Raw genomic sequence first — 12,317 nt, forward strand, 5'->3', positions numbered from 1 at the left:
CCCCGTGGCCGCTATTCTGGCTCCCGATTGGCGTATTTCACGATTATCCGTCAGGAACGTGCGCAATTCAGAACAGAAGATAGTTGGCGATCAGCATGGCCCCCATCCCGGCCAACGCAGGCAATAACGTTCTTTTGACGATCATAAAAGGCGAACACTCCCCGGCTTTACTTAACCGCGCAGAAACGGAAAGGAAATGGCTGGTTCATACGCTGGAATGCCGCGTATTCGGGCATCGTGACCGTCAGCCGGCTCCCTAGGCTAGCGATAGAGGTTACCGAGGCGAGCGCCATCGCTATGTTGCACCTGCCGCCTCGCCTGGCATGGCGCGGCCTCCTCCTCGCGCCGTGACCCTGTTACGCGGCGCGCCAGTAGCGGTTATTGATGACGCTTCTGTATTGTCCCTGGGAGATAGCGTTGCAATGACGGGGGAGCAACCCCATCGATTAACTGGCTGATCAAGTCGAAACAGTGGTAAGCCAATTGGCGGTTATCCTGCTGGATAGTGTCAATGCGAACTGACAGTGAATCGTAGAGGTAGTGATCGTCGAAACTGGCCAGATGGATGTTACTGTCCAACAAATTATACTGGCTCATGTAACGCAGCACTCCCCCCAGCAGACCGCACGCAGCGGTAAATAAGGCCTTCGGAGGACGTCCCAGACGGGCACATAAGGCGGCAAACATCTCATAGCCGGAGCTCGGATGGTAGCTGCCGTGAATAATCCACTCGGGACGTAGCTCTACGCCCGCCTGCTGTAGCCCTTGGCGGAATCCCGCGAGGCGATCGCAGGTCGGTGATAAGCGCGATTGACCGCCAAGAAAATAGAATTCGTCGCTATGTTGCGCGGCGATATCGGCCACCAAGGCGGCCGTGGAAGTGATCGAATCCGTGATCACCAGGGGAAGTTGGCTGCCGTTAATATGGCGATCAAAGAGTACCACAGGTAACTGATTCGTGATCCGCTGATAATCGGTATCGTTCAACATACTGGAGGCGACGATCAGCCCATCGACCTGACGCGCGATCAAGTTATTGACCACCATCGTCTCCTGCGCCGGATTCTCATCAGTGCACGATATCAACAATTGCACCCCAGCCTCACGACACAACATTTCCAGTTCGTGAGAGAATACGGCGAAACCATAGTTGGTAATATCCGGCACCACCAGCCCAATGGTGTGACTACGATTATCCCGTAGCGAGCGGGCATGGATGCTCGGCTGGTAGTGCTCCTGCTGCGCGATGCGCAGCACGCGCTCTCGGGTTTCCGCGGCAACGCGCAGCTCTTTCCCTCGGCCATTGAGAACCAAACTCGCCGTCGCTTTTGATACGCCAGCCAGCTCCGCGATGTCTTTAATCGTAACGCGTTTCGTTCTTCCCACAATACTGTTCCTGATATCCCTGACCCAAGCGGCTATTTTACCATGCAGGATCGCAGAGACCAGTAACGTAATGCGATGTCAGCGCTACCGGTTATCGTTAACCTGGCCGAGCTGGGGGGAAAATAACGACTACTCATCACGCCCTCACCATCATTGATGAAGATCTCTACGCTCGAATGGTCACAAAGGATATGCAAAGCATGAACCGCGCCATGCCAATAGCGGATCTGCTCAGTATTATCGGCCAGACTACGGCGGATCAACCGAATCACGTTGTCCTCCAGCTCCAACCACATCACTCCGGCGAAATCGATGCCGATAGGCCCGGTTGTGCTCAGCATCAATTCGATACGCTGCGCCGCCAGCTGCGGCGCTTGTTGTGCACACCCGTGCCATTGCTGCGCCTCCTGACGTAAGCGTTGCAATTCTCGGGCAGGTTGTTGGTAGAGATGCCCATTACGCAGGCGGAGTTCGCGCGGACAGGTCATCTGATGCAGCCATCCCTGCTGAACCGTCGGCTGTTGCTGCTCTTCACCATCCGGCACCCCCATCCAGCCCACCAGTAAACGTCGACCATCTGGACTCAGCGTAGTCTGCGGAGCATAAAACTCAAATCCGGCATCGACCTCATGATATGCGCCGCTGGTATAACGCCCCGTCGCATAATCTAAGTCACCGGCCAGCCAAACGCAGGCATGGGGATTCAGATAGCGTGTCGCCTCCGGTTTTATCCCTTGAGGGCAGCCCAACAAAACATGCTGCCCATCCAAGGCGAACAGATCGGGACACTCCCACATATAACTTGAGTCCGGTAAACCGTTAATCCCATTCCCGGCAATCTCACCCAGCAATTGCCAGTGTTGCAGGTCAGGCGAGGTAAAAAGTAAGACCTTACCGCGTAACGCCACGTCTTGGGCGCCCAGTACCATGTACCAAGACGCGCCATGCCGCCACACTTTAGGGTCACGGACATGGCCGGTATACCCTTCTGGCTGAGCTAACACCGGGCCCAATTTCTTAAACTCGCCCGTCGCTTCCGCGACCGCCAGACATTGCCAAGCGGTTCGACCGCCGTCTGGAAACTTCACATTACCGGTATAGCACAGCGTCAAGGTTCCGTGATTATCCAGCGCACTGCCCGAGTAACATCCGTTACGGTCATAGGTCTCGTCGGGCAATAGTGCGATAGGTTCATGTTGCCATTCGACCAAGTCCAACGATGACCAGTGTCCCCAGCATTTATATTTGTGGTTACAATCTAATGGATTCCATTGATAAAAAAGATGATAGCGCCCGGCAAACCAGATAAAGCCATTGGGATCATTCATCAGTCCACACACCGGAGCAAGATGCCAGCGCGGATAATAGCGATCGTGCAGAGCCGACGATTGTCGTCGCATCACCGCCTGTAGTATCGCTGGAAGAGGTGAATAGCGTGACATTATTCGCTCTCCGTTTTGTATTTAAGCAGCAGTGAAATAATGAAAGCGGCACTAAAGGCAAGCACCATTCCGATCAGATAGTTCAACACTGAGCTGGCCTGAACAATCGCAATCCCGGGGATCCCCGTTAGGCCAACGGCGGTCATATAAACATGTAGCGAAACGACCCACGCCCCACCGAGTGCCCCGCCGATCAACGCTGCAATAAAGGGCTTAACAAACCGCAGGTTAATACCAAAGATAGCCGCCTCCGTAATCCCTAACATGGCAGAAAACGCCGAAGGCACCACGATCGCTCTGACTTTAGCATCTTTCGTTTTAAACCAAACCGCCATACATGCCCCCGCCTGGGCAACGTTTGCCATGGACCAAATCGGCAGTAAAAAGTTAACCCCAATGGCCGGATTGCCTAACAATCCCGCCTCGATAGCATGAAAACTGTGATGAATACCGGTAATGACGATGACCGAGTAAAGTCCACCGAATAATAATCCAGCAAGCCAGCCGGCATGGCTTATCAAGGTCGTCAGTGCGAAGGAGATGCCATCGCCCAACATACGACCGACAGGCCCGATGAGCAATAATGCCATAAATCCAGAAATCACCACCGTAAGGAATGGAGTAATGATCAGATCCAAGGCATCGGGAACCATTTTATGCAGCCTTTTCTCTACCACACTCATGAACCAAACGGCCAGCAATACCGGGAACACGGTTCCTTGATAACCGATCATGGCGATCTCTAAGCCAAAAAAATTCATGGTATGGTAGCCGGCGGCGATCCCCCAAGCATTGGTGAGCGCGGGGTGAGTCAAAATTCCCCCCAAGGTCGCCCCCAGATAGGGATTGCTGCCAAACTCGCGAGCGGCGGTAAAACCGATCAAGATCGGCAAAATGATAAAAGCTGCCGAACTGCACATATCCAGAATAATATAGGTCGCATTGTTCGGGTTGACCAGATGATAGGTTTTAACCAGCCCTAATACCCCCATCAGCAGCCCCGAGGCAACAATCGCCGGGATGATCGGAACGAAAATATTCGATAATAAGCGGGCAATTCGCTGGAATAGATTGAGTTTTTGCGCGGCAATCGTCGCAGCTTCCGACTTGCTCGCCTCACTGATCCCCGCCGCCTGAATAAAAGCAGCATAAACTTTATTAACGACACCCGTGCCAAATATAATTTGTATCTGCCCCGCATTGTGAAAGCACCCTTTCACCCCCTCGACATGGGTAATCTCTTTTTGCTTCGCTAAACTGTCATCGACCAACACCAGTCTTAGCCGAGTAGCGCAGTGTGCGGCACTGGCTATATTTTCTTTCCCGCCCAACAAGGGAATTAATTCCCTGGCGACATTATCAAAATTCATAACACCCTCACAATTTTTTATGCATGTTCTGATTCGAACACGGCGGATTATTACAAATTAAAACCAAGTTTCCATTTGCACACCGAAATTCCATTCTCCTCCGGCGCTAAAACCATTGCTGCCGAAGGCATCATCAGACGCATAACGATCTAGCTTGTGGTTCCAGTCCATCCAGGTGGCAAACACGCGTAATTCGGGTCGGCTAAAGAAGTCGCCGACACTTCCCGCCTTCAATGTCGGCGCAAACGTCAGTTTATAGAAACTGCCATTGACCGCCTCTCGTGCCTTATACCCTTGTGGCTTAAGATCCATGTATTGATAGGTGCCTTCAAAGGCTAACGCAAAATTCTGGCTCACTTCTTTAATCAAACGCGCATTTATGGTAGCCCAAGTATAGTTATCGCCTTTGACATAGCGATTTTTACTGTTTTGCGCAATGATCGCCGGGGCGATATGCCAACCATGGCCCAAGGCCGTCACGCCATAAGTCGCCAAACGCCAGGTATTGGCCTCGGATAGCAAGGCACCATCCGAGCCGATCCCTTTCACCTCGGCCCCTAAGCCATGTCCATACAACAATGCACTTTTTGCTAAACCTTCCCGGAAACCATAAAAACTGTCTTGATGCAGACCGAGTAGCATATGCACCCCATGGTTAGCCGCTCCAGGCTGGATTAAATCGCCATTGGCATCTTTGCGTCCATTATTGTCTTTCGCCCGCAACCCACTCAACATAAACTGGAACGGCCCGATGAAGTGATTCATCGTCAGAATATAATCTTGGGCGTTATTATTCACATCCTCGACTTCGCCAAAATTACGCCCATAGATGGAAAAGTTACTACGCATAGACTGCGTCAGATGGACATCGTAAATACCGCCGCCGGTTCCCGCCAGAAAAACGACATCGCTGTCCAACCAGTGAATATCATAATTATCGCGGTCAAACCGTTTCCCCGCCCAGATGACACTATGTTTAAATGGGCCGCTGAGATCCGGTAAATCTTTCAACTCGGCAAAGGCCTGGCGCACATTCAGATCACTCGAATCCGCCGTCCAATCATTATAGTTTTTCTGTCCGTCGGCGAGCATGACTTTAAAACGGGTACGCGCGCCATTGGCCAAGCGCTGCTTATGTTCCAGACTGGCTTCGACATAGGTATCACCTTCGTTGCCCAACCGCCCCACCGCCCCACCGGTTTCACCGGCGGGAGTCAGATAAGGACCGCTCTTACTGCTGGAGCCGGCGTCATTCATCAACAGCCCAGAGCGGGCGTAACCGTGAAACTCAAAACCATTTGTCTCATCGGCCTTTTTCTCCAATTGTGACGTCCTGCGTTCAACACGCTGTGTCGTCACCTGAGTCAATTGCTGTTTCGCTGCCAGTTGGTGAACCTGTTGTTCGGCGACATTAGCCCGCTTCTCGGCCACTTGCGCACGCGTCTCAGCCACTTGCAGACGCTGCTCTAGCTGCGCTAAGCGCGCCTCGATGCTACTAAAATTGGTTTGCGCCTTTACGGGTAGCGCACCAGTTGCGGAAAGCAAACCGACCATCACACCAATCGTATACTTTTTATGCATTATTATCACACCCCATCATTATCGTTGCACTTTATTATCTGCTAAACCGGTTTAACAGCGATATTAAATGATATTTAGTAGCGTGCAATTTATTTTGCTAAACCGGTTTAGGTATTGTGATCAGTGCAGCAAATTTAACCGATGTGCATAAAACGCCTACATACCTACGCCTGTGCCAGAATATCTGTCAGATAGGGCAACGCCGTCATCGCGCCCTTCGCCGTCGTCGCCATCGCGCCACAGGTTTGGGCACGGTCGATGATCGGTGTCAGTTGCTGGAGCGTTTGAGGGATACCCTGTAACGCGAGTCCAGAGAGGATGCCGGCGACAAACGCATCACCGGCACCAGTGGTATCAATACTGATAACCGGGCGCGTCGTAAAGTGGATGATTTCACCGTGAAAATAGACCTGGACTCCCGCCTTACCCTGGGTCACGAGCAGGAGATCGAACGGATACATCTCGGCCAGTTGCGCCATTCCCAGTGCTAACTCTGGGGTGCCGCTGATAAAGATCAACTCCTCCTCCGAGAGCTTGACGACGTTAGACAAACACAATGCCCGCTGTAAGCAGGTGCGTAACATCGCCTCACTCTGCCAGAGATCGTGGCGAATATTCGGGTCAAAACTGACGCGCCCCCCCGCCTGGCGAATACGCTCCATCGCCAGGAAGGTGGTACTGCGACTGGGTTCGGCGCTCAGTGCAATCGAGCAAACATGCAGCCACTCATCGGCCTGGAAGTTAGGCAGATCACAGGGTTGCAAAAATAGATCGGCGCTAGGCTGCACCATAAAGGTAAAGGTTCTCTCCCCCTCATCATCCAAGGAGACCACCACCGTGGAGGTGCGTCGTTCAGGGTCACTCTGCATATGTTGTACGTCGACATGCTCCGCCGCCAAGGTAGTGCGCAGGAAGCGACCAAAAGGATCGTCCCCGACTCGGCCAATAAACGCACTGTTTCCGCCTAAACGGGCCACACCGACAGCGACATTCGCCGGAGCGCCGCCCGGACACTGAATCAAACGGCCCTCCGCCGCATCCGGTAGGAGATCCACCACGGCATCGCCCAACACCCACACTTTATTATTCATCATCGGCCTCATGCTAAACAAAACTAAATCGGTTTAGCTATTAAATCATAAAAGAGATGGCAAGCGATATATCTTTACAATCGCGATCGACTGCACTGATTGCCACTCTCGCGGGCCTAGACAAAAGGGCTGATGCGTGCGCCAGGCCGCTCCCCCCACAGGTAATAAAATGAGCGCACAGGCCGCTATGGTAGCGGACATCGCGGCTAAGTCAGCTGGAAACGGCATAGCAAAAAGGCCACGCTGTTACCAGCGTGGCCTTTGAATTTGGCGGAAGGACAGAGATTCGAACTCTGGGAGCTGTTACACTCGACGGTTTTCAAGACCGTTGCCTTAAACCACTCGGCCATCCTTCCAATGGCTGAGGATATTAATCGGCTCTGAGTTCCTTGTCCAGCCCTAAAATCATCTTTTTACTCAATCGGCTAGCAAATGAGCGATGCGTTCTCTTCGTGTACGCCCTTTCAACGTCGTGGCCCTGTCTGGAGACCGATGAGGGAGGCCTTAAGCATCTTCATCGCGATATTCCAGCGGCTGGCACTATGGCTAGCCAAGGCATATTTCGCTACACAGCGGGCTACCTGTACTCTTCTGCTATTCATCCGCGCCTCCTCAGCAACATATTTCAGATAAAGCCTATACCCGTCGGCTTCAACATATGTATGAGTAATGTAAAGTTGCCGGAGGATTTGCCGTTCGCTGTAAAGCGGAAGAATAAGACCGTAAATCGCCCATTCCTACCTCAGTTGGCCGCGCTCAAGGTGCCTGGATGACGATGGCGACCCGCCGGTTTTCCGCGCGGCCCTGACGAGTCGCATTATCGGCAATCGGGTCACTTTTTCCTCTGCCGCGCGTGATGAGATTCGCCCGCGGCATGCCGCCGCTAGCTAGGGCATCCGCCACCTTATTGGCTCGCTTCAGCGACAACTGTTGATTGTAGGCATCCGTCCCGTAGTTATCGGTGTAGCCGTCTAGGCGGGCATGCAAGATAGCAACCTGGGATAACGCCCGGCCAATCTCCGCTACATGCGCCTGACTCTCTGGTCGCAAAACAAACTGGTTATTGCCGAACAACACCTTTTCTGATATGCCGAAACTCCACCCGTCCGCCCCTTGGATAAAGCCTTGTTGCTGTAAAACCGCCACCTGCTGCGCTGAAAAAGTTTCCTTACGTTGACAACCACTCAGCATCAAGCCGGCGAGCAGCAAGCCGACAACCCACACCACACGCTTTGTTGTTACCATATCTATTCCTTATTATTTTTCGTGACTAACCGATACTCCAGCCACCACCCCGCTGTTTGCTCTGGTACATGGCACTATCCGCCCGCTCCAGCAGTTCATTGAGCTGACTCGCGGGCGAAGAGAAGGTAAAACCGATGCTAAAAGTCATACTAACCTGCACTCCATTGGCCAGGGTGATCGGCTGCGGGACCGCCCGGAGTATCCCGTTGGCGACCCGCTCCGCCTCACGGCTATGTTCGATATTACGCAATAGAATGGCAAACTCATCGCCACCCAAACGCGCCACCATATCCGTTTTCCGAATCTGTTGGCTTAGACGATGAGCCACCTCGATTAAGACCCGATCGCCCGCGGCATGCCCCCAACTGTCGTTGATACTCTTAAACCCATCGCCATCCAAAAACATCACACAGACCTGCTCCTGCTGTAGGTCAAAGCTCTCCAGCATATTCATGAAACAGGTTCGATTCGGCAAACCGGTCAATGGGTCATGCAGTGCCTTATAGCTCAATACCCCATTTTCATTCACTAGCGAGTCATGCTGTGACTCCACCTCCATCAGTAGGCTGTTAAATCCTCGGCTTAACTCTTCAATCTCAGCTATCTGCGAATGGGGAACACGCAGCGAATAGGTCCGCCGCTCGCGAACCTGGCGCGCTACCTTGGCGATGGCATATAACTCATCCACGATACCGGTATGCATGCGCTGCACCAGACAGAGCGAGAGCAAGGCAATCAAAATCAGACAACACAGCATACCCAAGAGAACATACCCCAAGAAATGCACCAGCATCGCGCCGTCGGCCTTCAGGGAAACATAACCGATCAGTTGGCCTTTGTGTTCGATGGGCCCCGTGACCGCACTCGGCAACAGCCAACCACGCAGCAGACGATTCACCCGCTCATTGGACGGCGCCGGCGACTGCCAGCGTACCCAGACTTGATGTTGCGCATTACTAATCGTCGCCTCGGCGATCTGTTCATGCTTGGCGATCATGTTTAGCGCATCCAGTGCAGCACTCTTATCATTAAATACCACCGCCGCCTCGCTGGTATAACTGATGGTCATCGCCACCAAATGCAGATTATGTTCTGCATAACTACGCAGTGTGAATAGTGATAATAACGATAGTGGAATCCCGGCCAATAATAACGTAACGGCGATAATCATCAAATGAATACGCTGAAACATACGCCGTAATGTCGGGCGAGTCCGATGCGAGCTGACTCTCTTGGAAAATAAGCGTTTCACCCTGTTACCCTTTTTTCTCTGCCAAGAGCAGCACATTGGGGTTTACCTGTATGTTGCTGCGCGCCAGCGTATCCAAATTCAACTTAAAGTTGATGCTCTGCTTCCCCAATTGCAGGCAAAACGCACTGCCTTTACTGCATTCACGGTTATTTTCCGCGATGGTTAACAAACTTTTTCCCTGTAGCAAACCAACCACAGACTGTTGCTGATCAGGGGTGACATCACCGTAATAAACGGCATCGCACTGCTGCAAAATAGCCTGCGGCGTAAAGTCCACCTCGCGCACGCTAAGCTGTGGTGTCGCCGGCATAGACAATAACTGACGGGCAAAGCGTGTCGGTGGAATGATGCATAAACGGATCGGCGGCGACGCGGTACGCCAGCGCGTAAAGCTGATCATCCCGGTCACGATGCGGGCCACATCCCGCTCTCGTTGCTGCTGTAGGTTGTCATCCCATTGCACGCCGCTCACTGCATGCGCCGGCGCACAAAAGAGCTCAAAACCGAGACAACAGCCCAACATAGCCGCGATCACGTATTTAAGCGGATGATACATTGTGAAATTCATGCAACAGGCTCAATCAATCCCCATTTTATCTCTATGAAACCAGGGCTATTCTCCCTGCCACTAGGCCATCCGCCCGAGGATGAAACCATTAAGTTTAAAAAAAGTACACAAGTAAAAAGTAGGATTTTTCTTTATCATGGGAAACGACAATACCATAAAACCGAATATCCCCGACACACATCAGCGCCGGATAGGCGGCACACGAGCAAGCGACTCTCCTCCGCCGATTAGGAAAAATGAAATCGCTACGCTATTCTTTCACCACGCCGTGCGTATACGGGAAAATAGATACTAGGGATGATCGTTTACTGTCGCAAGCCAATCTAGGCGTAATCCGCTTAACAAGATCGCGCTACAACCGTTATTATAGATATGTCTCACTAAGCGGCACGCAGCGCCCGTACGCCAAGGGGCAGCAAGTTATCGGCAGCGGGTGCCACACGCGTCCAGAAGGGGTGAATAATGGGAAAACGGCTACAACGTGAGAAACTCACAATCCAACGCATGATCGCGCTGTATCAATCGTCCGCCCCGGCGGCGCTGGCCGAACCGTCACACTATCAGCAGCTCTATCAATATGCTTGCGCGCGTCTGGATCGGTGCCCTTTTGGCGAGCAAAAGCCCGCCTGTAAACAATGCCCCATCCATTGCTACCAGCCGGCGAAACGGGAAGAGATGAAGGCGATCATGCGTTGGGCCGGGCCGCGCATGCTATGGCGTCACCCTATCCTGACCCTCCGCCATCTGCACGATGATCGGCGCCCGGTGCCTGCGCTCCCCGAACGCAAACGGCGCGAGCCGCGCTAACGGCGTGCGCGCGCTGTTCGGCGCATGGCGACTTAGCGCACCACCAAGACGCTGGTCGTCGCATGACGCACGATCTTGGTCGCGTTAGAGCCGAGCAAATAGGTAGACATACTCGGCCGCCGTGAACCGATGACGATCAGATCGGCGCCGATCTTCTGCGCCTCTTTCAGCACCTCATCGTAGATAGATCCCTTGCGGATCTGGCAACTGATACGGCTTGGCTCCGTCAACGGAATCGACTCGGCGAGCGTCTGCATCTTCGCCAGGCACTCATCCGCCAAAATATCTTCGAAACGCTGCGTCTCTTTATTTAAACGACTCAAGGAGCAGTCCGGCACCTGCATGACATAGAGCAAACTGATCTGCACGACGTCCTGTGCCGCTAAGGCCTTCACCTCGGCCAGCGCAGCCTCGGTCAATACCATCTCATCCAGATCGACAGGAACCAAAATCGTCTTATACATCATTAACCTCCTGTTAGATTCGCCTGTGATCGATGTTAGCACTCCACGCAGCAAAAAGGGCAGCACATCATTGTTTTATCGAGCCGGTTAACATTTTTCTACCACGCAAACGTTTTAACCGGATAGACCAACGAATCATGGTCGGAACGCCTAGCCTTCTCCCGACCATACCTTAAAAAGCGCACTGATCATCGCCCGCACGCTGTAATCGAGGGTTTTACTATGGCGATGCTGCTAGCCAGGCCACATATTTGCCCCTTACCAGCAATAATGGATTGAATTTCTACATAATAAGCACCATATACATAACAGCAGATCGAGCGATGCCGTTATGCTAGCCATCCCTGTTCTGGGAATAGACTCGATAACGCGCCAAGCAATTACGCGGGTAGCATGAGGAATGGGATAGATAGATGGTCGATGTTTTAGTCGGATTTGTTCTGCTGGTCAGCCCATGTGGCCATGATGCCTGTGATGCTCTCCCTGTCACAGAAGATATATACCCTACGCACCGCGAGTGCCAACAGATGATCGACAAACTGCACCAACGTCGTCCCAACGCGGTTCTCTTCTGCGGTGAAGTCTATCGCAACGAAGACGAGCAGGAAAAACCGCCACAGCCCTAGCGCGACACAAAGCCATGGGCGGTGCGTCATCACACCGCCCATCGTTAGCATATATTATCGCGCCGGGGATTGGCGCGCCTTGACGTCGTCACCCGCGCCGGGTCGCATTTACGCCCAAGCGCTTACGGCTTCTCCGGCGTAATCGGTGACGCCGCTTCGTTGGGGCCAAAGGCAACCAACGCCAGAAGACTCAGCAGATAACTGACATGGCAGCTACGCAGGATTTGCCTGAACAGCTTCATGAGAAACTCCTTCGTAAGGATATCCTGTCCTACTCTACCCTTTCGTCCGTAAAGCGCCAGCCCGCCACATGATGGCGCTCACACTCCCATCATCTTTTGTCCACTCCCTCTGAACGTATTTCCTCGCCTTCACCGCCGGGGAAATGCACGGGCGTTAGCGCTTACGCGGCAAGGAGCACCCCGCCACGGGCCGGAGTATGGGGTATGGGGTATGGGGTATGGGGTATGGGGTATGGGGTATGG

Annotated in this window: 12 protein-coding genes and 1 tRNA gene; 2 read left to right on the top strand and 11 right to left on the bottom strand. The window is 53.0% G+C overall.

Going from position 1 to position 12,317, the window contains the following annotated elements:
* Window positions 1-378 precede the first annotated feature (378 nt).
* The 10 genes from EHO01S_RS00405 to yfiR all read right to left on the bottom strand — a co-directional run bounded on the left by EHO01S_RS00405 (window position 379) and on the right by yfiR (window position 9,923).
* Window positions 379-1,389: a LacI family DNA-binding transcriptional regulator gene (locus EHO01S_RS00405; RefSeq protein ID WP_035370129.1), complete on the bottom strand. Its 1,011-nt coding sequence runs from the start codon at window positions 1,387-1,389 to the stop codon at window positions 379-381.
* Window positions 1,390-1,418: 29 nt separating this feature from the next.
* Window positions 1,419-2,828: a sucrose-6-phosphate hydrolase gene (locus EHO01S_RS00410; protein WP_024522097.1), complete on the bottom strand. Its 1,410-nt coding sequence runs from the start codon at window positions 2,826-2,828 to the stop codon at window positions 1,419-1,421.
* Window positions 2,828-4,198 (bottom strand): sucrose-specific PTS transporter subunit IIBC, encoded by a 1,371-nt coding sequence (locus EHO01S_RS00415; RefSeq protein ID WP_024522098.1) that lies wholly within the window; start codon window positions 4,196-4,198, stop codon window positions 2,828-2,830. The genes EHO01S_RS00410 and EHO01S_RS00415 overlap by 1 nt, the downstream gene beginning before the upstream one ends.
* Before the next feature lie 57 nt (window positions 4,199-4,255).
* Entirely contained in the window at window positions 4,256-5,779 is a 1,524-nt protein-coding gene (locus EHO01S_RS00420) for a carbohydrate porin (protein WP_024522099.1), read from the bottom strand.
* Between the two features lie 164 nt (window positions 5,780-5,943).
* A complete protein-coding gene (gene cscK, locus EHO01S_RS00425) occupies window positions 5,944-6,870 on the bottom strand; it encodes a fructokinase (protein WP_024522100.1) in 927 nt (308 codons plus the stop codon).
* A gap of 268 nt (window positions 6,871-7,138) precedes the next feature.
* Window positions 7,139-7,226, bottom strand: a tRNA-Ser gene (locus tag EHO01S_RS00430).
* Window positions 7,227-7,334: 108 nt separating this feature from the next.
* The gene (locus EHO01S_RS19125) at window positions 7,335-7,472 is read right to left on the bottom strand and encodes a hypothetical protein (protein WP_167352256.1); all 138 of its coding nucleotides are present in this window, start codon (window positions 7,470-7,472) and stop codon (window positions 7,335-7,337) included.
* A 154-nt stretch (window positions 7,473-7,626) separates the two neighbouring features.
* Complete coding sequence (yfiB, locus tag EHO01S_RS00440; RefSeq protein ID WP_024522102.1) at window positions 7,627-8,115, bottom strand: outer membrane lipoprotein YfiB; 489 nt, start codon at window positions 8,113-8,115, stop codon at window positions 7,627-7,629.
* A 25-nt stretch (window positions 8,116-8,140) separates the two neighbouring features.
* On the bottom strand, window positions 8,141-9,403 hold the full coding sequence (dgcN, locus tag EHO01S_RS00445) for a diguanylate cyclase DgcN/YfiN (RefSeq protein ID WP_500778239.1): 1,263 nt from the start codon (window positions 9,401-9,403) through the stop codon (window positions 8,141-8,143).
* Entirely contained in the window at window positions 9,372-9,923 is a 552-nt protein-coding gene (gene yfiR / locus EHO01S_RS00450) for a regulatory sequestration protein YfiR (RefSeq protein WP_071990980.1), read from the bottom strand. Before yfiR ends, dgcN begins: the two co-directional genes overlap by 32 nt.
* A 474-nt stretch (window positions 9,924-10,397) precedes the next feature.
* Between yfiR and EHO01S_RS00455 the strand changes: the two genes are divergently transcribed.
* Entirely contained in the window at window positions 10,398-10,742 is a 345-nt protein-coding gene (locus EHO01S_RS00455) for a nitrous oxide-stimulated promoter family protein (protein WP_162147373.1), read from the top strand.
* A 32-nt stretch (window positions 10,743-10,774) separates the two neighbouring features.
* Here EHO01S_RS00455 and EHO01S_RS00460 read toward each other — a convergent pair whose 3' ends face one another.
* Window positions 10,775-11,206: a universal stress protein gene (locus EHO01S_RS00460; RefSeq protein WP_024522106.1), complete on the bottom strand. Its 432-nt coding sequence runs from the start codon at window positions 11,204-11,206 to the stop codon at window positions 10,775-10,777.
* 413 nt (window positions 11,207-11,619) lie between these two features.
* On the opposite strand from EHO01S_RS00460, the gene EHO01S_RS19220 reads away from it, so the two are divergent.
* Entirely contained in the window at window positions 11,620-11,832 is a 213-nt protein-coding gene (locus tag EHO01S_RS19220) for a hypothetical protein (protein WP_071990981.1), read from the top strand.
* Window positions 11,833-12,317: the final 485 nt, after the last annotated feature.

Source organism: Edwardsiella hoshinae NBRC 105699 = ATCC 33379, from assembly GCF_000474215.1.
In the GTDB taxonomy this organism is placed as follows: Bacteria; Pseudomonadota; Gammaproteobacteria; order Enterobacterales; family Enterobacteriaceae; genus Edwardsiella; species Edwardsiella hoshinae.

What these genes read in the sequence shown, in the direction of transcription:
- dgcN (WP_500778239.1), bottom strand. Translation starts at nt 9,403, where the DNA reads ATGTGCTGCTCTTGGCAGAGAAAAAAGGGTAACAGGGTGAAACGCTTA.
- EHO01S_RS19125 (WP_167352256.1), bottom strand. Translation starts at nt 7,472, where the DNA reads ATGAATAGCAGAAGAGTACAGGTAGCCCGCTGTGTAGCGAAATATGCC.
- EHO01S_RS00415 (WP_024522098.1), bottom strand. Translation starts at nt 4,198, where the DNA reads ATGAATTTTGATAATGTCGCCAGGGAATTAATTCCCTTGTTGGGCGGG.
- EHO01S_RS00460 (WP_024522106.1), bottom strand. Translation starts at nt 11,206, where the DNA reads ATGTATAAGACGATTTTGGTTCCTGTCGATCTGGATGAGATGGTATTG.
- yfiR (WP_071990980.1), bottom strand. Translation starts at nt 9,923, where the DNA reads ATGTATCATCCGCTTAAATACGTGATCGCGGCTATGTTGGGCTGTTGT.
- EHO01S_RS19220 (WP_071990981.1), top strand. Translation starts at nt 11,620, where the DNA reads ATGGTCGATGTTTTAGTCGGATTTGTTCTGCTGGTCAGCCCATGTGGC.
- EHO01S_RS00410 (WP_024522097.1), bottom strand. Translation starts at nt 2,828, where the DNA reads ATGTCACGCTATTCACCTCTTCCAGCGATACTACAGGCGGTGATGCGA.
- EHO01S_RS00420 (WP_024522099.1), bottom strand. Translation starts at nt 5,779, where the DNA reads ATGCATAAAAAGTATACGATTGGTGTGATGGTCGGTTTGCTTTCCGCA.
- cscK (WP_024522100.1), bottom strand. Translation starts at nt 6,870, where the DNA reads ATGAATAATAAAGTGTGGGTGTTGGGCGATGCCGTGGTGGATCTCCTA.
- EHO01S_RS00455 (WP_162147373.1), top strand. Translation starts at nt 10,398, where the DNA reads ATGGGAAAACGGCTACAACGTGAGAAACTCACAATCCAACGCATGATC.
- yfiB (WP_024522102.1), bottom strand. Translation starts at nt 8,115, where the DNA reads ATGGTAACAACAAAGCGTGTGGTGTGGGTTGTCGGCTTGCTGCTCGCC.